18 protein-coding genes are annotated in these 21,245 nt (G+C 66.8%); 7 read left to right on the top strand and 11 right to left on the bottom strand.

Going from position 1 to position 21,245, the window contains the following annotated elements; translation table 11 throughout:
- Position 1: 1 nt before the first annotated feature.
- Positions 2–1,399 (bottom strand): alpha/beta hydrolase, encoded by a 1,398-nt coding sequence (locus SOM61_RS07870; protein WP_320473568.1) that lies wholly within the window; start codon positions 1,397–1,399, stop codon positions 2–4.
- 140 nt (positions 1,400–1,539) lie between these two features.
- Between SOM61_RS07870 and SOM61_RS07865 the strand changes: the two genes are divergently transcribed.
- The 4 genes from SOM61_RS07865 (at position 1,540) to SOM61_RS07850 (ending at position 4,493) form a co-directional block, all read left to right on the top strand.
- Positions 1,540–2,307 (top strand): SDR family NAD(P)-dependent oxidoreductase, encoded by a 768-nt coding sequence (locus tag SOM61_RS07865; protein ID WP_320473567.1) that lies wholly within the window; start codon positions 1,540–1,542, stop codon positions 2,305–2,307.
- A gap of 623 nt (positions 2,308–2,930) precedes the next feature.
- Positions 2,931–3,233 carry a hypothetical protein gene (locus SOM61_RS07860; RefSeq protein ID WP_320473566.1) on the top strand — a complete coding sequence of 101 codons (303 nt, stop codon included), beginning with the start codon at positions 2,931–2,933 and terminating at the stop codon, positions 3,231–3,233.
- A gap of 81 nt (positions 3,234–3,314) precedes the next feature.
- Positions 3,315–3,728, top strand: coding sequence for a VanZ family protein (locus tag SOM61_RS07855; RefSeq protein WP_320473565.1), 414 nt, complete (start codon positions 3,315–3,317; stop codon positions 3,726–3,728).
- Between the two features lie 159 nt (positions 3,729–3,887).
- Positions 3,888–4,493, top strand: a complete 606-nt coding sequence (locus SOM61_RS07850) for a hypothetical protein (RefSeq protein WP_320473564.1) — start codon at positions 3,888–3,890, stop codon at positions 4,491–4,493.
- A gap of 63 nt (positions 4,494–4,556) precedes the next feature.
- On the opposite strand, the gene SOM61_RS07845 is transcribed toward SOM61_RS07850, so the two are convergent.
- The 5 genes from SOM61_RS07845 to SOM61_RS07825 form a co-directional block, all read right to left on the bottom strand.
- On the bottom strand, positions 4,557–6,368 hold the full coding sequence (locus tag SOM61_RS07845) for a glycoside hydrolase family 2 protein (protein WP_320473563.1): 1,812 nt from the start codon (positions 6,366–6,368) through the stop codon (positions 4,557–4,559).
- The gene (gene galK / locus SOM61_RS07840) at positions 6,355–7,455 is read right to left on the bottom strand and encodes a galactokinase (RefSeq protein ID WP_320473562.1); all 1,101 of its coding nucleotides are present in this window, start codon (positions 7,453–7,455) and stop codon (positions 6,355–6,357) included. Before galK ends, SOM61_RS07845 begins: the two co-directional genes overlap by 14 nt.
- Entirely contained in the window at positions 7,452–8,540 is a 1,089-nt protein-coding gene (locus SOM61_RS07835; protein ID WP_320473561.1) for a M24 family metallopeptidase, read from the bottom strand. The genes galK and SOM61_RS07835 overlap by 4 nt, the downstream gene beginning before the upstream one ends.
- Positions 8,541–8,551: 11 nt before the next feature.
- Positions 8,552–9,646 (bottom strand): galactose-1-phosphate uridylyltransferase, encoded by a 1,095-nt coding sequence (gene galT / locus SOM61_RS07830; RefSeq protein ID WP_320473560.1) that lies wholly within the window; start codon positions 9,644–9,646, stop codon positions 8,552–8,554.
- 427 nt (positions 9,647–10,073) lie between these two features.
- A complete protein-coding gene (locus tag SOM61_RS07825) occupies positions 10,074–11,603 on the bottom strand; it encodes a dipeptidase (protein ID WP_320473559.1) in 1,530 nt (509 codons plus the stop codon).
- A gap of 126 nt (positions 11,604–11,729) precedes the next feature.
- On the opposite strand from SOM61_RS07825, the gene SOM61_RS07820 reads away from it, so the two are divergent.
- Positions 11,730–12,596: a pirin family protein gene (locus SOM61_RS07820; RefSeq protein ID WP_320473558.1), complete on the top strand. Its 867-nt coding sequence runs from the start codon at positions 11,730–11,732 to the stop codon at positions 12,594–12,596.
- On the opposite strand, the gene SOM61_RS07815 is transcribed toward SOM61_RS07820, so the two are convergent.
- Together SOM61_RS07815 and SOM61_RS07810 are read right to left on the bottom strand one after the other, a co-directional pair.
- The gene (locus SOM61_RS07815; RefSeq protein ID WP_320473557.1) at positions 12,582–12,959 is read right to left on the bottom strand and encodes a hypothetical protein; all 378 of its coding nucleotides are present in this window, start codon (positions 12,957–12,959) and stop codon (positions 12,582–12,584) included. The two genes, SOM61_RS07820 and SOM61_RS07815, sit on opposite strands and share 15 nt — an antisense overlap.
- Positions 12,960–12,994: 35 nt before the next feature.
- Positions 12,995–13,393 carry a hypothetical protein gene (locus SOM61_RS07810; RefSeq protein WP_320473556.1) on the bottom strand — a complete coding sequence of 133 codons (399 nt, stop codon included), beginning with the start codon at positions 13,391–13,393 and terminating at the stop codon, positions 12,995–12,997.
- Between the two features lie 421 nt (positions 13,394–13,814).
- Here SOM61_RS07810 and SOM61_RS07805 point away from each other — a divergent pair, with 421 nt between their 5' ends.
- Positions 13,815–14,852: an asparaginase gene (locus tag SOM61_RS07805; RefSeq protein ID WP_320473555.1), complete on the top strand. Its 1,038-nt coding sequence runs from the start codon at positions 13,815–13,817 to the stop codon at positions 14,850–14,852.
- Positions 14,853–14,982: 130 nt separating this feature from the next.
- Complete coding sequence (locus tag SOM61_RS07800; RefSeq protein WP_320473554.1) at positions 14,983–16,584, top strand: methyl-accepting chemotaxis protein; 1,602 nt, start codon at positions 14,983–14,985, stop codon at positions 16,582–16,584.
- Between the two features lie 422 nt (positions 16,585–17,006).
- Here the strand turns inward: SOM61_RS07800 and SOM61_RS07795 are convergent, their stop codons facing one another.
- The 3 genes from SOM61_RS07795 to SOM61_RS07785 all read right to left on the bottom strand — a co-directional run bounded on the left by SOM61_RS07795 (position 17,007) and on the right by SOM61_RS07785 (position 21,145).
- Positions 17,007–17,864, bottom strand: a complete 858-nt coding sequence (locus SOM61_RS07795; protein ID WP_320473553.1) for a hypothetical protein — start codon at positions 17,862–17,864, stop codon at positions 17,007–17,009.
- Positions 17,865–18,158: 294 nt separating this feature from the next.
- The gene (locus tag SOM61_RS07790; RefSeq protein WP_320473552.1) at positions 18,159–18,848 is read right to left on the bottom strand and encodes a fumarylacetoacetate hydrolase family protein; all 690 of its coding nucleotides are present in this window, start codon (positions 18,846–18,848) and stop codon (positions 18,159–18,161) included.
- Between the two features lie 68 nt (positions 18,849–18,916).
- On the bottom strand, positions 18,917–21,145 hold the full coding sequence (locus SOM61_RS07785) for a hybrid sensor histidine kinase/response regulator (RefSeq protein ID WP_320473551.1): 2,229 nt from the start codon (positions 21,143–21,145) through the stop codon (positions 18,917–18,919).
- Between the last annotated feature and the right edge of the window lie 100 nt (positions 21,146–21,245).

Raw genomic sequence — 21,245 nt, 5'->3', positions numbered from 1 at the left:
CTTACAGGGTGGGCTGGCCGTCGGCCAGCACGAACGGGGGACGGCGAATCGCCGCCAGGCAGGCGCCATCCACGGCGGCAGGAATGGCATGCTCGAGGAAGGCGGCGATCAGGCGCGGCGCGCAGCCGGCGCCGCTGAAGGTATGGCCGGCGCCGGCGGCCACCAGCACCCGGCTGTGGCGCAGGGTGCGGGCCGCCAGGTGGGCGTTTTCCGGCGGCGTGACCGGATCGAGGCCGCCCGCCAGCAGCAGGGTCGGGATGTCGGACGTCACGGCGCGCGTCAGTTCGGCACTCAGTCGGGGATCGAAGCGCGCGGCCGGCCATACCGCGCACCAGTCGCGCCAGCCCCTGGCATAAGCTTCGCCGAAACGGCTGCCGGCGCCGTCCTCGCGCATCGCGGCGGCATCGGTGAATGGCGCTTCTTCGGCGCACAGCACCGACAGGGTCTGGCCGAAGGTCATGCCTTCGAGGCTCCAGCCGGCCAGTGCGTCGTACAGGGCCAGCAGCGGCTGCGGCCGGCCATTGGCGGCGGCGTGGATGGCGAACGGCAGCACGCTGGCATGCTGGGCGCTGTACATGGCGCCGCGCAGCAGTTGGGGCACGGCCGCGGCCTGGTGCGGGCCCAGGCTCGGCAGCGCCAGCACGGCGTCGAGCTCGCGCGCCAGATTCGGGAAGGCCCTGGCGCAGCCCTCGTCGGCGGCGCAGTCGGCCAGCAGGCGTTCGAGCGCGGCCTGGGCGTGACGCGACGACAGCAGGATGCGGGCATTGGGCGGCGCCACCGAATCGAGCACCATGCCGCGCACGCTGCCGGGGTAGCGCCGCGCATACATCAGCGCGGTGCGGGTGCCGTAGGAACCGCCCCACAGGCTGAACTGGCGGTAGCCGAGCGCGCGCCGCAGGTCCTCGAAATCGGCCAGCGCGGCTTCGGTATGGAAGTGGCGCGGGTCGGCCTCGAGCGCGGCCAGGCAGGCGCGCAGGCTGGCCTGGGCGCTTGCCGTGTCGCCTCGCGCGATGGCCTGTTCGGGCATCGGGCAGCGCAGCGGGCTGGACCTGCCGGTGCCGCGCTGGTCGACCAGCAGGATGTCACGGCGCTTCCTCGCTTCACGGAAGGCGCTGGCCAGGAGCGGCCCGTAATCCGTGGCGGCCTGGCCGGGACCGCCGGCCAGCACCAGCAGTGGGTCGGGCGCCGCCGGTTTCGCGGTGGCCTTGATGCGGGCGAAATGGATGGTGATGCGGCGGCCGGCCGGGTTGGCGCGGTCTTCCGGCACCTCCAGCGTGCCGCACTCGACCCGCTCGGGAAGGTTCGGCAGGTGGCAGGGTTCCAGGGCGGCGGCCAGGCTGGTGTACAGCAGCATCGCCAGGAACAGGGTCCAGGCAAGGGCGAGATGCTTGCGGGTCATTTTTGTTCTCGTTGTGGTGGAGATACCCGCTTAGTAGCGCGCCGCGCGAAAAACTTACACGCAGATCGACGATCATGCATTTTGGGTAGCCACGGCGAGTGGTTAGAATGGCGGACTTTGCCTCTCTACGAAAGCCCGCCATGAAACTCAAGCAGAAAATCGCCATCGTTACCGGCGCCAGCCAGGGCATTGGCCTGGCCTGCGCCCAGCGCCTGGTGCGCGAAGGCGCGCGCGTGATGCTCGTCGACCAGAAGCCCGAAGTCGCGCAGGCCGCCGCCAGCCTGGGCGACGCCGCCCGCTTCTTCCGCGCCGACGTCGGCGTCAAGAAAGAAGTCGATGCGATGGTCCAGGCCACGCTCGACGCTTTCGGGCGCATCGACATCCTGGTCAACAACGCGGGCGTGACCCACGCGGCCGATTTCCTGGATCTGGAAGAAGACGATTTCGACCGCGTGCTGCGCATCAACCTGAAATCGATGTTCCTGTGCAGCCAGGCGGCGGCGCGCGATATGGTGAAACGGGGCGAAGGCGGCTGCATCATCAATATGTCGAGCGTCAATGCCGAACTGACCATCCCGAACCAGGTGCCCTATGTGGTGTCGAAAGGCGGCGTCAACCAGCTGACCCGGGTGGCGTCGATCGCCCTGGCCCACCATGGCATCCGCGTCAATGCGATCGGCCCGGGCACCATCCTGACCGAGCTGGCCAAGCAGGCCGTGCTGGGCAGCCCGGAAGCGCGCCACACCATCTTGTCGCGCACGCCGCTGGGCCGCTGCGGCGAGCCGGAAGAAGTCGCCTCGATCGCCGCCTTCCTGGCCAGCGACGACGCCTCGTACATGACCGGCCAGACGCTGTACGCCGACGGCGGCCGCATGGCGCTGAACTACACGGTGCCGGTACGCGACTGAAAACCCGTACAAGTGGAGCAGATATTACTGTAGCGCATGTCTGGTATCCGAACTCGCAATTGGACACCTGCATCGCCGACCCCGATAATTACACCTGTCTCCACTATTCTCCTCCAAGAAAATAGTTTTAAGCCCGCACAAGAGCGGGCTTTTTTTTTGCCGAAAAAAGCAAGGAAGGCCGTCGCTACGTAGTTCTACGTATAACGCACGCTGATGACATGGCGGGCGTTCGCCGGTCATTTGATACCGTCAGAACTTTGCGCTTCGTCACAATCGCGTCACAAACGCTGCCTATACTAAGAATCACCTGTCATACACGCAACCGATATGCCTGATGACAGCAGGTGTGCGGCGCCCCGGGTGCTCCACACCAACCGATTTGTCGTATCTCTTGGCCCGATCTTGGGTTGTGCCCGCCACCAGCGGGCATTTTTTTGCCTGTCCATCCAGGAACCAGTTCCGTTGCAGGTCGATCTTATTCTCTGCCCCAGCGCAACTCGCGCTAAAAAAATTGTCACAACGCTTGAAGCCGTCGCTGATTTGGCTATCATAAAGTTCGCGCTTCCGATTCGGCCTCGGGTCGGAAGACCTCGTACCACGAAACGTCCAAGGGAACCCGTCCTATGAACTTACGTGTACCAGCCAGCGCCGCGCCCGACACTTGCCGCCGTCAGCATGAAGATGGCGACCTCGTCCTGAGCGAACTCAATCCGCGCGTCGTCGTCGACAGGCTCGACAGCGACAGCACGCCGCTCAACCTGCTCACCTTCGGCAGCGTCCGCGAAGTCTGCCCCAAGTGCCAGCAAACCCACCTGAAGCTGGTCTTGCGACAGGGCAGTGTGCGCATGGCCCACCTGTTCTGTGCCGATTGCGAAAGCTGCTTCGACGCCCATTACGCGGACGGCGCGCCAGCCCTGACGATCTGAACTGGTATTGGCGTGCGGGTGATTGGCTGCATGGCGTGGTAAGGTTGGCGTTTCGAACGCTTACCTTTTCCTTCCGTATCGATGCCCGCCCTGTCGTCCCTGTTGCAGCCTCCAGCCAAAGTCCGCCGCGCCCTGCATGCCTTCGCCCTGCTCGGGCTGCTGGCCATTCTGGTGGCGGGCTCGATTCCCGGCGCCCGCGCCGAGGTCGGCGCCTATGCGTCCGGCGTGGTGCTGCACGGCATGACCTACGCCTTCCTGGCCGCCTTGTGGTTCCTGGGCGCCACCGGCACGCCGCTGCAGCGCGCCCTGAAGGCGATGCTGGCCGTCGCGCTGATGGGCGCCGTCGACGAATGGGTGCAGAGTTTCTTCCCGTATCGCTCGGGCGACGTGCGCGACTGGCTGGTCGATGTCACGGCCGCCACCCTCGCCTCCACCGTGCTGGCGGTGCTGGCCACCCTCGCGCCGCGGCCGGCGGCGGCGCCCGGCCGACACTGACCATCATCCTCCGTTCGGGTTCCGCAAAGAACCCTCCCGCTTGATCGAACCGGCCTCCAAAGGAAGTCAGCTGGAACGCTGACGCACTTCCCGCCTCTTATCCTCGTGGCGCGCGGCATCGTCACATCCCCCACTAAACATCCAAACGAGGAGTTGATCATGAAGCAAACTCACCAGAGCGTGGCCATGGCGGGCCTGCTGGCGGTCGCGCTCGCCATTTCGGGGTGCGCCGCCATGCGTGGCGAATCGTCGAGTGACACTAGCGGCAGCAGCGGCAGCACCGGGACCAGCGAGTACGGCTCGGGCACCAGCGGCAGCTCCGGCACCTCGGGCAGCAGCGGCACGACCACCGATGGCACCCAGGACAGCGCGGGCGTCTCGGGCAGCACGGACACCTCGGACAGCTCGGGCGCCTCAGGCAGCTCTGGCGCCTCCGGCAGCAGCGGCTCCGGCACCTCCAGCATGCAGGACGACCGCGGCGGCAGCGCATCGACCGCGGGCGCCGCCGCGGCCAGCGCGGCGCCCAACAGCACCGTGCTGGCGATCGAGATCCTGCCGGCGTCGAGCGGCATCACCGAGGGCGATTCGTCGATGGGCAGCAGCGGCGCTGCCGGCGCCACCGGCAGCGCCGGCGGCGGCAGCCAGTCCTATCGCGTCACCGTGCGCATGGACGACGGCAGCACGCAGGTGGTCACCCACGGCACCACGCCCGATTTCCGCAGCGGCGACCGTGTCAATGTGACTGGTGGCAGCATCCAGCGCTAGCCGGACGGCGCCGCCGGGTGGGCCGGCCGTCCACCCGTGCGAGAAGCCAGGGGCTTGCCGGGCTCAGGGCGTGCCCGGGTCCTTGCCTTCCTCCACCTCGCGGTGAAACATCGGGATGTTGCGCGTTGCATTGCTGATGACTTCCAGCGGAAGCTTGGGCGTCCGGTCGGCGTTCAGCAAACCATTGGCTTCCTGGAAGGTGTCGGCGAACTGGGTATAGCAGAAGCCGCTGAACATGAAGGTCTCGTTGACCACCTGCAGCAGGCGCCGGTACTGCTTGAGGTAGCTCTCGGCCGTGTGAGCGCGGCTATAGCCCCACGTGCTCTCATCCGGGTTCGGGGTCTGTTTCGGATCGTAGGCGATGCCGCCGAATTCCGTCAGCACGATCGGCTGGCCGCGGTGAGGGAAGCCATCCAGGGTCAGGATGCGCCCACCGGGACGCCGCTGGTCGAACAGGGTGCGCACCGGATCGGTGACGGCGTAGCGCGCCAGGATTTTTTCCGGGTCGCTGTCGTAGTCATGGATGCCGAGGATGTCGGTGGCCGAGGCTTCCCAGCCGTCGTTGCCGATCACCGGACGGGTCGAATCGAGCGTGCGCGTGAGGTGGTACAGCGCTTCCACCGCATTGCGATGGGCCTGGGTCAGGGTCAGGTTGGGCACGCCCCACGACTCATTGAAGGCTACCCACACGATGATGCAGGGATGGCTGTAGTCGCGTTCGATCGCCTCGGTCCATTCCTTGACCATGCGCGTGATGGCGCGCGGGCTGAAGCGGTAGGCCGAGGGCATCTCTTCCCATACCAGCAGGCCCAGCTTGTCGGCCCAGTATAAAAAGCGCGGATCCTCGATCTTCTGGTGCTTGCGTACGCCATTGAAGCCCATCAGTTTGGCCAGCTCGACGTCGCGCTTGAGGTGCTGGTCCGACGGCGCCGTCATGAACGATTCCGGCCAGTACCCCTGGTCCAGCACCAGGCGCAGCTGGTAGGGGCGGCCATTGAGCATGAAGCGGTCACGATTGATCGATACCGAACGCAGCGCCGTGTACGAGCGGATGCGGTCCAGCACCACGTCGCCGCAGCGCAGGGTCACTTCGGCGTCGAGCAGGGTCGGCCGCTCGGGACTCCACAGGATCACGTTGCGCGAATCGTCGATACCGGGGTCGGACAGCGCGATCTTGCGGTTGGCCTCGCCCGCCAGCAGCTTGTAGTAATCGTCCGCCAGCAGCTGGTCGCCGTGCCAGATCTTGACCTCGACAAACAGCTCCTGCTGGATGTCGCCGGCCGCGAACACTTCGCAGCCGATCTCGTAGGTCTCGAACACCGGCGTCCAGCGCAGCTTCTGGATATAGGTCGACGCCACCTGCTCGACCCAGACGGTCTGCCAGATGCCGGTCGTGCGTGGATACCAGATCGAGTGCGCATCGAGCAGCCAGTCCTGCTTGCCGCGCGGCTTGGCCAGGTCGGCCGGATCGTCTTCTACCCACACCGTCACCGTCTGCTTGCCGTCGCCCTGCATGGCGCAGGTGATGTCGGCTGAAAACGGCGTATGGCCGCCCTCGTGCTCGGCCACCAGCTGGCCGTTGACCCACACCTTCGCACTGTAGTCGACCGCGCCGAAGTGCAGTATCGTGCGCCCGTCGTTGGGCATCAGTTCGAACTCGCGCTGGTACCAGACCACGCGGTGGAAACCCGTGTCCTGGATGCCGCTCATCTCGGTCTCGGGTGCGAACGGCACGGTGATCTCGTGGGTCCACTCCTTGACGTCGGACGGCATGAAATACTGGCCCTCGTCGTCGAAGCAGAACCGCCACTTGCCGTTCAGGTTCTGCCACTGGTCGCGCACCAGCTGTGGACGGGGATATTCAAACTGGTTCATCGTGGTCCTTTCTGTCTGTCGGCACCGGCACCAGGATCCGGCCTTGGCGTCCATCTTGGTTATAGGCCGCCAGCGCGCTGGCGGCGGCTTGCCGCGCCTGGCCCTTGCGGCACAGCGCCACGCAGGCGCCGCCGAAGCCGGCGCCGGTCAGGCGCGCGCCCAGCACGCCGGGGGCGGCGCGCAAGGCTTCGCATAGCGCGTCGAGCTCGGGGATCGAGACCTCGTAGTCGTCGCGCAGGCTGAAATGCGAGTCGTTCATCAATTCGCCGAAACGCCCGGCGCTCACGCCCTGCGCCGCTTCGAGCACGCGCAGGTTTTCCTGCACCACGTGGCGCGCCCGCTCGCGCAGCGGCGGCGGCAGGCTCTCCACCGAGGATGGGTCGGCCACGTCGCGCAGCGCCTGCACGCCGAGCTTCTTCGCGCCCTCCTCGCACTCGGCGCGGCGCTCGTTGTACTTGCTGGCCGCGAGCTTGCGCGCCACGCCCGAGTCCACCACGATCAGCTCGGTGTCCGGCGGCAGCGGCACCAGGCGGTGTTCCAGCGTGCGGGCGTCGATGAACAGCATATTGCTCTCGTCGGCCAGGCTGGACGCCATCTGGTCCATGATCCCGCAGTTCACACGCGCATACTCGATCTCGGCGCGCTGGGCGATGCGGGCCAGCTTGACGTCGTCCAGTTCGAACCCCAGCAGCGCGCGCATGGCGCGCAACGTCGCCACCTCGAGCGCAGCCGAGGACGACAGGCCCGAACCGACCGGCAGGTCGGTCTCGACATACACGCGCAGCGGCGGCACCTCGATCCCCTCCGCCTGCACCAGCCGGACGCAGCCCTCGATATAGCTGCCGAAGCCTTGCGGCGCGCTGCCGTCCCTGGTGAAGGTCACGGTCGCATCGAGGTTCGGCGAATAGAAATGAAAATGGTCGTCGCCGCTGCGGCTGATCGCCACCATGGTGCGCTGGGGCGTGGCCACCGGCAGCATGAAGCCGTCGTTGTAGTCGGTATGCTCGCCCAGCAGGTTGACCCTGCCCGGGGCCGAGGCGTTCACTTCGGGCGCGCCGCCAAAGAAGGTGTCGGTGCTCAGGGTCATGCTTGCGCCTCCAGCCACAGCGGCCGCTTGCGGCCATGGACGTCGAGCGCCGGCCAGCCGGGATCGCACGTCAGGTTTTCCAGCCCCTGCGGGCCGAGCAAAAAGGTGTCTTCGATCTTCATGCCGCCGAAGCTGGGATTGAAGGCGAAGGCCATGCCTTCTTCGATCTGAGTGGCGGTGCTGGCGGTGGCGACGATCTCGCGCGCCAGGTAGCCGGTGATGCCGCCCTGGTGGTGCTCGCGGATCGCGCCTTCGACGTCGGCGTGGTGGTAGGCCTGGGCCAGCGCGTGGTACACGCTCGACAGCGATTTACCCGGCGCCACGGCGGCGAGACCCGTGGCCTCGACGTCCATCAGCGCGCGCTGGGCCTCGGGCGCCGAACCCGCGCCGCCGAAGCTCACGAAACGGGTCAGGTTGGCATACAAGCCATGGCGGCGCGCGCAGAACACCAGCATCGCGCGTTCGCCGATTGCCTCGTGCGACGGCGTCGCGTGGCGGTACAGGGGCTGGCGGCGCGCGCCGGCCGCCAGCACCAGGGCCGGATGGATGCCGCGCCGCCACAGCGCCTCGGCGCCGGCGCCGGCCAGCTGCTGCTCGGTCCAGTCGGGACGGGCACGGTGCAACACCTCGGTCATCGCTTCGGCCGCCTCGCGGCCCAGCAGGCGGTAGCGCACCTGCTCGGCGTCGCCCAGCACCAGCTTGCGCTGACGCAGCGCCAGCGGCAAGGGCCGTTCCTCGCCCACCGGACGGTCGGACAAGACAGCGCGGCCCTGGGCCGCGCCGGCGACGAAGCGCTCGCGCAGCTCCGGCTCGGCCCACGGTTCGATGTGGAAGGTGAAGCCGCCCGGGACTTCTTCGGCGCGCAGGCGTTCGCCCTCGATCGCGTCGGTCAGCACGCAGGCGTCGTCCGCGGTGACGAGCACCTCGGCGATGCCGACGTCGGTCGTCAGCAGCACCGCGCTCGAGCCGCCGGCCGTGACCCAGGCGAACCAGTCGGTGCCGCGCAGGCGCACCGCGCCGGCCCCTTCCTGGGCCAGGGTGGCGCGCAGCAGCGCCAGCTTGTCGGCCACCTCAAGGGCACGCATATCCATTTCCGTCATGCGGCGTCCTCCAGGTTCACTTCGACCTGCTGCAATTCATAGGCCGTGGTTTCGGGCAGCACGTCCATCGCGAACATGCCGGCCGCCAGCTCGGTGCCGGCCAGGTATTTCAGGCGGTCGCGCGTGCGGTAAGGCGGATAGAACTGGGCGTGCAGCTGGGTTTCCGGGTGCTGCGCACCGTCGGTCGGGGCCTGGTACCAGGCCATCAGGTAAGGGAAAGGCCGGTTCCACAGGGTCTCGTACTTGAGCAGCACGGTCTTGAGCGCGCGCGCCAGGGATTCGCGCTGCGGCGGCGTGAGCGCGGCGAAATCCTTGCATGGCGCGATCGGCATCACCCACACCTCGTAGGGATAGCGCGCGCAGGCCGGCACGAAGGCGATCGCATAGTCGTCCTGGTACAGCACGCGCCGGCCGTCGGCGGCCTCGTCGCGCGCCATATCGCACAGCAGGCTGGCTCCGTGCTGCAGATAGTATTCGCGCTCCTGCGCCAGCATGCGCGCCGGCACCGCCGGCACGAAGGGATAGGCATAGACCTGGCCGTGCGGATGGTGCAGGGTCACGCCGACCTCGGCGCCGCGGTTCTCGAACGGCAGCACATAGTGGATGTTCTGGTGGTTGCCGATGCGTGTGGTGCGATCGCCCCAGACCTGCAGCAAGAGCTCGATGCGCGACAGCGGCAGGTGGGCCAGCGCCGCACTCGGATCCTGCGTGAACACCACCACTTCGCAATGGCCGTTGGCCGGCGCGGTCGGCACCGTCGCCAATGGCGGATCGTGCGACTCCAGCGCCAGCGAGGGAAAGCGGTTGTCGAACACGGCGATCTCGTAGTCGCCGGCCGGCATCTCGGTCGGATGTTCCGCGTCCACGGTCGGCGCCAGCGGGTTGTATTGCGGCGGCGGCTGGTAGGTGCGGTTCTGGCGAAAGGCCGCATAGGTCACCCACTCGCCGCGCAGCGAATGCCAGCGCAGGTGCGGATTCGCATGCTGCGGATCGGGGAACGGGCTGGTCGCAACGATGCCGTCCGGGATCGGCACATTGCTGTACAGCGTGAGATTGCGTCCGTCCGGCTTCTTGAGTTCTTTACTATGCATGGGCAACAGTTCAGGTTCGGTCGAGCATTCGGTCAATCGGGCGCGAGCGTGCACGCCGAATGCCAAGGCATCGGCGCGCTCGCGGCACGAGAAACCGATCCTAGCATGCTGTTTTCGCCACACTTTCCACCCAGAATTTGCGCACTTTCCGGGCATCAATACTGCTGTGTCACAGGGGCGAGACAGCCCTCGGCATACGGCGTGGATTCGCAAGGGACAGCGCGTGGGCAGACGCCAGTCGGCAGGATTATTGTAGTCCCGCACCTACGCAATGATTAGAATTTTTTACACATTTCGGCGAGCAAAACGCCTAGCTGCTCATCGTAGGCAAGAGCGGCGTTTCAACCGAGAGGGAGAGGTCGGATCGGAGGGAATGCGGCCAGCCCGGGAGTCGGGCTGGCGGAAGCGACAAGCTTGTTCGGCTGGCTTATTTGGCCAACTCAACCAGCACCGCAGTATACATCTGCAGGTTCAACAGCAGCTGCTTGGTGGTGATGAATTCGTGTTCCGAGTGACCGGTGTACTTCTGGCCCGGCATCGATGGACCGAAGCTGACCGCGTTCGGGAACAGGCGCGAATTGGTGCCGCCGCCGATCGCCACCGGCCTGGCGTCCTTCATGCCGGTGAAATACGAAAAGGTCGACAGCAGGGTCGGCACCTGCGGCGCATTCTCCAGGATCCACGGCTCGCGCACGCCGACCTTGATGTTCGCCAGTGGCAGCCGGCGCGCCTGCCAGTCGGCCAGGGCGGCCTCGATCTCGGACGTCAGCTGCGCGGTCGATTTGCCGCGCGGCCGGCGCACATTGATCGCGACCTCGATGCCTTCGTCCAGCTGGCGGATCACGGTCGGCTTGAAGGTCATCGGCCCCATGAAGCTGTCGCGGTAGGCGATCTTGCCGAACTTCTCGCCGTGATAGCCGGTGCCGACCAGATCGTTCAGGTAGTTCACCACGCCGCCGGCCACGGTATTCGGCCAGCTGCGCACCGCCAGCGCGTCGGCAAGCATGCTGACCGCGTTCACGCCTTCCTGCGGCTTCGACGAGTGGGCCGACACGCCCTTCGCGATCACCTTCAGGTTCGCGCCCTGGCGTTCGAAGGTGTAGCGCATGCCTTCCTGCGCGGCGGCGCGCGCGCGGATCTGCTGCTCGATCTCCGGCGTGGCATTGGCGACCAGCGCCTCGGCGTCTTCGGGGATCTGGGTATTGAAGGAGCCGCCCCTGAATTCGGCGACCTGCGCTTCACCGGCTGCGGGAATCGCGGCGCCGGCCTTCGGGATCGTCACGGCCACGGTGCCGCCGCCCTTCTCCGCCGTCACCACCGGATACTCGGCGTCGAGCGTGATGCTCATTTGCGGCGGCACGTGGGTCTTGAGGAATTCGGTCAGGGGTCCCCAGTCCGATTCCTCGCCCATGTACACATACAGTTCGATGCGCTTGCTCAAGGGGATCTGGCGGTCGCGGATCGCCTTCATCGCATACAGCGCGGTGGCGATCGGTCCCTTGTCGTCCTCGGCGCCGCGCGCGATCAGCTTGCCCGGCTCGCTGGTGCGGTCCAGCACGAACGGCGACTTCTTCCATTTGGCCGGGTCGACCGGCTGCACGTCGCCATGGGTCACGATGCCGACCCGCTCGCTGCCCTTGCCCAGACCGACGATGACGGTCCAGCCATGGTCTTCGACATCGAGGCCGAGGCGCTCGGCCTCCTCTTTCAATGCGGCCTTGAACGCGATGTGGACCGGGTTCTTGTCGGACGGGTAGCGCGCATCGGCCACCGTATTGAAGCTGACCAGTTTGGCCAGGGTGTCGACCACGTCGTTACGGTAGGTCTGGACCGCATACTTGGCGGCGCTGACGGCGGTCTCGCTCGGGGCCGGCGCCGATGCGGTGGCGGGGGCGGCGGATGCGACAGCGGTGGTCCACGCCAGCACCAGGCTGGCAAGCAGGGCTTTCTTGTACATATGGTGCCGGTCTCCAGGAAGTCAGCGCAAGGTTGCAAAAGCGCAAGGAGTCTAGCACAGGCATGTGTGCACCCGAACCACGTTTTCCGCGTATCGTTACGCGCTTCGACCAGGAGAAAACGCGCCATGACCGACAAGACCATCCGCCGCCTGCACCCCGCCCTGCGCGACGATATCGGCGACCTGTTGACGCAGCGTCCCGTGCCGTCGGAGCAGCTCGAGCAGATCGATCCCTTCCTGTTCCTCAACCATCACGGCCCGCAGGTCTACGGGCCGCACAACCGCGGCCTGCCGTTCGGACCGCATCCGCATCGCGGCTTCGAGACGGTCACCTTCATCGTCGACGGCATGCTGGCGCACCGCGACAGCGCCGGCCACGAAAGCGTGATCCACGCCGGCGGCATCCAGTGGATGACGGCCGGCAGCGGCATCGTGCACGCCGAGGTGTCGCCACGCGATTTCCTGGAACACGGCGGCCCGCTCGAGATCCTGCAACTGTGGGTCAATCTCCCGTCGCGCCTGAAGACGAGCGCGCCCGCATACACCGGCCTGCAGCGCGACCAGATCCCCGCCCTGCCGCTCGACGACGGCAAGGTGACCATGCACCTGATCGCCGGCCAGTGGGAAGGCACGACCGGACCGGTGCGGTCACTGACCGGCGTGTTCATGAGCACGGTCGCGATGCAGGCCGGAGGACAGTTGACGGTGTCCAGCCTGCATGGACGCAACGTGCTGCTGTATGTGGTGCGCGGACGCATCGGCGTGGGCGATCACGGCGATCTCGTCAACGCTTACCAACTGGTGGAACTGGATGAGGACGGCGACGCCCTGCACATCAGGGCCGAGGCCGATACGCTGCTGTTGTTCGGCCACGCCGAACCGATCCGCGAACCGGTGGTGGCGCACGGCCCCTTCGTCATGACCACCCGCGACGAGATCGTGCAGGCGATCGCCGACTACCAGGCCGGGCGCTTCGGTTCAACGCAGGCTTGACGCCACCCGGCGTTCTGGCCCGCTCTTGAGCACCACGGCGTAGGGGTGCGGGCCGCCTTCGAAGTTGAGGCTCAGGTCGCTGCCCACCGCTTCGAAGCGGTCGTCGCCGATGTGCACGATCTCGACCGGCCCGGCGCCGACGTCCGCATACAGCTTGCGGCTCCGTTCGCTCACGCGCAGGATGCGGCCGTCGTCGAGCCGGTAGACACCCTGCATGCGCTTGTTCATCAATGGATCGAGGTAGGACTTCTTCGCCTGGACGGCCTCGGCGCCGCCGCTGTCGGCGGATGCGGCCGGCGCGGCGAGAGCGGGCAGCGCCGCCAGGGCCGCCGCGGCAAGCAGCGCGAGATGCTGGATACGCATGGTGCTCCTCCGGTCAGGTCGGGTGAGCAAGCGGATCAGCGCTGGGTCGCGGCCAATGCGCGGTTGCCGGCTTCGCGCACGTACACGGTATGCGCCGCGCGCTCGCCCTCGAAGCGCATGTTCAGGTCCTTGCCCACAGCGACGAAGCGCTTCTTGCCGACGTGGATGAGTTCGACCGGGCCGTCGCCCAGGTCGGCGTACAGCGTGCGCTTGCCGTCCTCGACCTTGCCTTTGACCTCCAGCACGCGGCCATCCTCGAGCGCGTATTCGCCCTGCACGCGGTCGTAGGCGAACGGCGGCATGCGCACCTGTTGATGGGAGCTGCGCACTTCCACCACTTCCTTGCCGGCGCCCTGCGGGGCGGCAAGGCTGGGCAGCGACAGGGTGGCGGTGGCGGCGGTGATGGCGAACAGGGCGATGTGCTTGATGCGCATGATGTCTTTTCCTTTCAGGTCGGATGCGAGAGAAGAACCGGTGCGGCAAGCGTTCGATCGCTCATGAAGAGGCCGCGTGGTTCACATGTTTCGTCGTCGCCAGGGCTGCTGTTTGTCTGGCGATGAACCCAGTCTAGCCAGACTTCGCGCGCACTCAAGCGGCAGTGGGATGAAGCGCTGAAACGCGCGATGAAATGCTGAAAACGCGAAGTGAACGGGAGGTGCATATGCGTGTCTTTCGTACACGTCTGCACCCCGTCTGCATGCGTGTTTCCAGGCTTGTTGCCAGGCTTGTTTCGAGGCCGGTTACCTGTGCATATCGAGGCTCGGCGAGGCTGCCGAGGCACCCTGTCAAACGTGTGTCTGCATTGCGTGCAGATGCCGTACATTAGGGCCATCGACAACGAACCAGACCCTACCCATGCAAGCGATTCCCCTCGTCGCGACCACGCGCGGCTATCCCGACTCCGGCAACGTGATCGAGAACGTCCACTGGGGCTCGGTCGCCGTGGTCGACACCCGCGGCCGGCTGTTGTGGTCGGCGGGCGACCCGGACTATCCGACCTTCACCCGCTCCGCGCTGAAACCGTTCCAGGCCCTGCCCTTCATCCTGTCCGACGGCCCGGCGCGCTTCGGTCTCACGCAGGACGAAGTGGCGCTGCTGTGCGCCAGCCATTCGGGCGAGGGCATCCACCTCGAGGGCGTGCGCGCGATCCTGGACAAGATCGGCCTCGAACCCGGCCACCTCGAATGCGGCTGCGCGCAGCCGCTGCACTACGAGTTCACGGGATTGACGCCGCCGCCGGACGCGCAATGGACGCCGCTGCACCACAACTGTTCCGGCAAGCACAGTGGCTTCCTGGCCTGGTGCCGCCTGCACGGCGCGCCGACCGCCAACTACGTCGACCGCGGCCACCCGCTGCAGCAGGCTATCCGCGCCGCGCTGGCCGATGCCGTGGGCCTGCCGGCGGACGCCATGCCGACCGGGATCGATGGCTGCTCGGCGCCAAACTATGCGCTGCCGCTGTCGTCGCTGGCGCACCTGTATGCGCGCCTGGCGCATGGCAGCAGTGATCCGCAACTGGGCGGCGCGATGGGCATCCTGGGCGAGGCCATGACGGCGCGGCCGGACATGGTCTCGGGCCAGGAGCGTACCGACCTGCACTGGATGACGGCGGGCGGCGGCGACTGGGTGGCCAAGATCGGCGCCGACGCGGTGCAGGCGATCGGTGTGCGCTCGGCCGGGATCGGCATCGCGATCAAGATTGCGGACGGCAACAGCCGCGCGCTGCATCCGGCCGTGTACGCCGTGCTCGACCAGCTCGGCCTGCTCGACGCAGGGCGCAAGGCCGCGCTCGAGCGCTACCGCCAGCCGGCCATCAAGAATGCGCGCGGCACTGTGGCGGGCGATATCCGTCCCCTGTTCACGCTGCAGGAGCCGGGAAGAAGCGGCGCGTAAAGGTGTGAATTCGCCGATTTAACATACGATGCGTCCATACAACAGCTAGCACATCGGGAGATTTCATTTTAGGTTTAAACAGGTGATACTTGCTTAGCGGAATTTTCCGTTTCTACGGGTTATTGACATCGTGTTAAAAAATCTACGCATCGGCTCGCGCCTGACGCTCGCGTTCGCCACGATCCTCGTTCTCTCCCTGGCCGGCACCGCCTTCGCGCTGTACACCACGCGCAGCAGTGCCGAAGCGACCCACCAGATGATGCAAAATCCCCTGGCCAAGGAGCGCCTGGTGTCGGACTGGTATGTCCTCACGTATTCAGCGATTGCCCGTACCTCGCTGATCGCGCGCAGCACCGACAGCACCTTGTCGACCGTGTTCGCCAAGCCGATCAAGGACAGCGTCACCGACACCACCGCGATTTTGAAGAAAGTCGAAGTCCTGCTCGACTCGCCCGAAGAAAAACAGACGCTGCAAGAGATCCTCGGCCTGCGCAAGCAATACCAGGCCGCCAAGGAAGTGGTGATGAACGCCCGCACCGCGGGCGACGCCGCCGGCGCCGAGCAGGCCTATGAAGCAGTGTTTTCCCCGGCCGCTGCCGCCTATGGCGCGCGGGTGCTGAGTCTGCTGCAGATCCAGCGCAAGTCGATCGACCAGATCGCGCTCGACATCGAAGCCGCGAACGAGCGCAGCACGCGCCTGGTCATCCTGCTGACCGTGCTGGCCACAGTGCTCGGCTCGGTGGCCGCCGTCATGATCACGCGCAGCATCACCCGGCCGCTCGACAGCGCCCTGGACGTGGCCAGGACGGTCGCGGCGGGCAACCTCGGCAATACCTTCGTCACCTACCCGAAAGACGAAGTGGGCGACCTGATGCGGGCCCTGGAAACCATGAACGGCGCCCTGGCCCGGGTCGTGGCCGAGGTCCAGCAAGGCACCACCGCCATCTCCACCGCATCGGGCGAGATCGCGGCCGGCAACCTCGACCTCTCGAGCCGCACCGAACAGCAGGCCAGCTCGCTCGAAGAGACGGCGGCCTCGATGGAAGAACTGACGGCCACCGTGCGCCAGAACGCCGACAATGCGGTGCAGGCCAATGGCCTGGCCCAGGCAGCCTCCGAAGTGGCGGCGCGCGGCGGCGCCATCGTCGGCCAGGTGGTCGACACGATGGGCTCGATCGACGCCTCGGCACGCAAGATCGTCGACATCATCGGCGTGATCGACGGCATCGCCTTCCAGACCAATATCCTGGCCCTGAATGCGGCGGTGGAAGCGGCGCGCGCCGGCGAACAGGGCCGCGGCTTCGCCGTGGTCGCGAGCGAGGTGCGCAACCTGGCGCAGCGCTCGGCCAGTGCGGCCAAGGAAATCAAGGGCCTGATCGGCGACTCGATGACCCAGGTGAATGCCGGAACGACCCTGGTGCAGCAGGCCGGCACCACCATGCACGACGTCGTGACCAGCGTGGCGCGCGTGACCGACATGATGTCCGAGATCACCTCGGCCACCCAGGAACAGCGCACCGGCATCCACCAGGTGAACGAGGCGATCACGCAGATGGACCAGGTGACGCAGCAGAACGCGGCGCTGGTGGAACAGGCCGCCGCGGCTGCGGCCAGCATGCAGGAACAGGCGGCGCGCCTGGCCGAGGTGGCGGCAGGGTTCAGGCTGGGCAATGCGGATACGGCGACGCAGCCGCGCCTGGCGCTGCGCAAGAGCCCGGCGCTGGCGATGTGATGGCCAGCCCGTCACTCCTGCCACTGGCAGGAATGACTTCCCGCGCAGGCGCGCAACCAGCACGTCATTCCCGCGCAGGCGCACTAGCGTCCGGAATATTTATACGCAACGTATGCATCGTCATCCCCGCGGAGGCGGGGATCCAAGTGAAGTCACAGAATGTTCATGCTCTTGCGTTGCCCGAACGTTCATCGGAGGTCGATGTCTAGGCCACTGGCCGGGTACACTTGGGTTCCCGCCTCCGCGGGAACGACGTGGTTTTTCCTATGAAGCGGGCTTATTCAAGCGCCCGAAATTATTCCGGACACCAGTGCGCGCAGGCGGGAATCCAAGGCCGTAGCGTAGTTGCCAGCTCAAGCTTCATTGGCCGAGCATGAAACTTGGATTTCCGCCTGCGCGGGAATGACGGTGAGTGGGCTGGCCTAAGCCGCCAGCCGGCGCAGCATGGCGGCGATCGCGTCCAGCACCGCAGCGTCTTCCCAGTAATTCTCGTGCGACAGCGGATTCCAGCTGCGCGCCAGCAGGCTGCCGATGCCGCCGCTGGCATTGATCGCGCGGTCCTCGACCAGCGCCCGGTAACCACCCGACAGCGGCTGCAGCGGCCAGCCCAGCACGTCGTCCGGATCGTAGAAATTGATCCACTTGAACAGCGAGGTGGGCGGCGCGATCGGGATGATGTCCATCTCCTTGTGCGCGGCGACGAAGATCGGGATATTGCAGCCGGTGGTGACCAGGCCGGCGCAGGTGCCGCCTCCCAGGAACACGCGTTCGCTCGCGGTCAACGGCCGGCCCAGCGCACCGGATGCCCAGGCGTCGACGTTGCGCCAGATGCCGGCGCCGACCGGCCTCCCCACGGCCGCCTTCTGGGCGTCGTACAGATAACTCGACAGCACCTGCCCGCCCAGCGACTGGGCGACAAATACCACCGGCATGTCGGGGCGCACCGCGTGCGCCGACAGCAAGGCTCTTGCGATTTCTCCCTGGGCCAGCTCATACACCGAGCCGGGAATCTCCTTGCGGGTTTCCAGTCCGGCGGCGTCGCCCAGGCCGTACAGCACGAATTTGCGCAGGGCGTCGTAGCGGACCTTGCCGGCGGCGGCCGTGCGCTCCCAGACCTGGCGCTGGTTCTCGTGCAGGATGCCCTGATAATAGACCGAGCGCATCGTCACGTGGGTCGCCAAACCGCCCAGGCGGCTGCGCAGCTGCGCCATCAACCCGTCCGCATACGCGGGCAGAGTTTCCCCCATGCCATGCACGGTGATCAATGCGACTTGCGACATGACAACCTCCGCTCGATCTGGCGCAAAGTGCGTCGTTATCGCTAGCGTATCAGTTCATGCGCACTGACGCATCTCAATGCATTGAGTGGTACATGGCTATATAAGGCGCAGCTCGTGTTGGCTCAGCGGGCGGCAAGCTCGGCGGACAGGAAATCGTCGATCAGCTTGACGGTGGCGTCCGGATCATCTCAACCTGACCCTAGCTTTCTAGCTTTCTATCGAGCAAGACCAACGGCGCGCAGCTCGATGCGGCGCGCGAGGCCTTGCGGACGCAGATGGAAATCTGACGGACGGTCAGCGGATCTCGAGTTCGAAGGTCTCGACGCCATCGACGCCGCCGCGCACGCGGTCGCCCGGCTTGAGCGCCGCCACGCCCGACGGCGTGCCCGAATAAATCAGGTCGCCCGGCGCCAGCGTCACGAAGCGCGACAGGTAGGCGATGACGTCGGCGATCGGCCAGATCAGTTCATTGAGGTTGCCTTCCTGGCGCAGGGCGCCGTTCACCTCGAGCCAGATGCGGCCTTCGGCGGGATGACCCACGGCGCTCACCGGATGCAGGGCGCTGCATGGCGCCGAGGCGTCGAATCCCTTGGCCATGTCCCAGGGACGGCCGGTGTCCTTGGCCACCGCCTGCAGGTCGCGCCGGGTCAGGTCCAGGCCCACGCCATAGCCCCATACCAGGTCGAGCGCGTTGGCCGGATCGACGTTGGCGCCGCCCTGGCCCAGCGCCACCACCAGCTCGATCTCGTGGTGCAGGTCGTCGGTCGACGGCGGATATGGCACCGCACCGCTGGCCGGCACCACGGCGTCGGCCGGCTTGGTGAAGAAGAACGGCGGTTCGCGGTTCGGATCGCTCCCCATCTCGCGCGCGTGCGAGGCGTAGTTGCGGCCGACGCAGAACACGCGGCGCACCGGGAAACGGGCTTCAGAACCGGCCACGGCCACCGATGGCGTTGCGGGAGCGGTGATGACAAATTCGGACATGCTCATCCTTTCATTGACGGAAGCACAATCATACTCCCGCCACGGATGGCCGTGGTCCGACGATCGATTCAGGCCGGCGCCATCGCCTCTTCGGATTCGGACGCCGAGGCCGGCTTGGACGTCGTGGGGGCCGCCTCTGCCTGCGCCTCCGCTTCCGCCACCGCCGCGAGCGCCGCGCTGGACTCGAGAATGCGCGCCAGCGCCGTCATGTCGACCGGCTTGACCAGGTGGTGGGCGAAACCCGCCTGCAGCGCCCGTTCGCGGTCCTTGGCCTGGCCGTAGCCGGTCACCGCGACCGGCACCGTGGCCGCCGTCTCGGGCAGCGACCTCAGCTCCTGCGCCAGCTGATAGCCGTCGACGTCGGGCAGGCCGATATCGATCAGCATCACGTCGGGCCGCTCGGCGCGCGCGCGGCGCAGGGCCGACTGGGCGTCGTACTCGACCGAGGTGGCATGGCCCTGCACCTGCAGCAGGGTGGACAGGCTGTCGGCGGCGTCGCTGTTGTCGTCCACGATCAGCACCCGCAGCTTGCGCTGCAGGACGGCGCGCGCGGCTTCCGGATCGCCCGGCTGCGCGTCACTGCCGTTGCAGGCGCCCGCCACGCAGGGCAAGGTAAGCGTGAAGGTGCTGCCGAAGCCCACGCCTTCGCTGTGCGCCGCCACCTCGCCCTCATGCATGTCGATCAGGCGCTTGACCAGGGTCAGGCCCAGCCCCAGCCCGCCCTGCGAGCGCGCCAGCGTGCGCGCGCCCTGCGTGAACAGGTCGAACACGCTCGGCACCAGGTCGGGCGGCATGCCGGACCCGTTGTCGCGCACGCGCAAGACCATGCGGCCATCGACCGCTTCGAGCGCGAGCGCGAGCTGGCCGCCTTTCGGCGTGTACTTGGCGGCGTTGTTGACGATATTGGCCACGCTCTGCACCAGGCGCGTCTGGTCGCCGCGCACCCACACCGGCGCATCGGGCAGCTCCACCCGCACCTGGTGCGATTTTTCCAGCACCAGCGGGCGGGTCTGGTCGAGCGCCCCGGTCACCACCTCGCGGAAGTCGACCGTCGCCAGCTTGAGCTTGACCAGGCCGCGCGTCACGCGCGAGACGTCCAGCAGGTCGTCGATCAGGCGGCTCATGTGCTTGACCTGGCGGCTGATGATGGAACTGGTCTGGCAGATGCGCGGTTCGGTGGCGAACTGCATGCTCAGCAGGCTGGCCGAGCTGCTGATCGGCGCCAGCGGATTGCGCAGCTCGTGCGCCAGCATGGCCAGGAATTCGTCCTTGGCGTGACTGAGGCGCTCGGCCTGCACCCGCGCCAGGCGCTCGCTCTGCAGCAAGGCGTCGCGCTCGATCGCCGCATCGCGCAGGGTTGCCTCGAGGCGGGAGCGGCGCACCACCTCGCGCGTGTGGCGCGCCACGTCCTCGGCCATCGCTGTTTCTTGTTCGGTCCAGTGACGCGCGAACGGCTCGTGCAGGTAGAACACGGCCGACAGGCGCGCCTCTTCGATGATCGGCACGATCACCACCGCGCGCGCGCCGATGCCGGCATAGGCTGCGGCGCACGGCGCCGAGCGCGCATCGGTCCGGACGTCGTCGATGCGCACGGTGCGTCCCTGGCGCAGCATGTCGGCAACCTCGGGACCAAAATTATCCAGCGCATGCGACATCCCGGCCAGGCTGGCCATGCGGCCCTCGGTCCAGTCGCGGTCGATGCTGACGGTGCGGCCGGCGGGATCGATCTCGCCATAGCCGACGCGCGCCACGCCCAGGGTCTGCCCGGTCATGGCGCTGGTGGCCTTCATGATGTGGACGGCGTCGTCCAGGCCGTCGAGGGTCTCACCCAGCTTCTGGTGGAAGGCGTGGCGGTGCTGGGACAGCACGTCGGACGTGGTTTCGGTGAGCACGCAATAGACGCCGGCCACTCGCCCCGCATGGCGTACCGGCGACAGCGAGACGGAAAAGAAACGCCGCTCGCGCTTGCCGTTGCGCTCGAATTCCATCAGGGCGTGCTGGAGCTGGGTCGCTTCGCCGGCCAGCACGAGTTCGAAATAGGGACGCAAGCGCTCCCACAGCTCGGGGCGCACGCTCGCATACGGCGCGCCGCGGGCTGCCGGGTGCTTGTCGCCGAGCAGGTCGGAATAGGCGTCGTTATAGAACAGGCGCAGGTCGGGGCCGATGGCCAGGAACATCGGAAAGCGCGAGGCCAGGATCAGGTCGCCAATGGCGCGCAAGCCCTCGGGCCAGGTGTCTGGCTCTCCCAGCGCCAGGCCGCCGACGGCCGCCGGCGGGAAACTGCTCAGATTGCTCATCAGGATTGCCCAGTATGGTTCTTGCAAAGCTGGCCGGGCTTAATACACTGGAACGTTTCCCCTCACGTTCTTATTGCCCCGCCGCCAACATTTTCTTATT

This window comes from Massilia sp. CFBP9012 (assembly GCF_034045115.1).
GTDB lineage: Bacteria > Pseudomonadota > Gammaproteobacteria > Burkholderiales > Burkholderiaceae_D > Telluria.
Note: the sequence above shows the minus strand (reverse complement) of the source record. Positions and strands in the feature narration are given on the sequence as shown.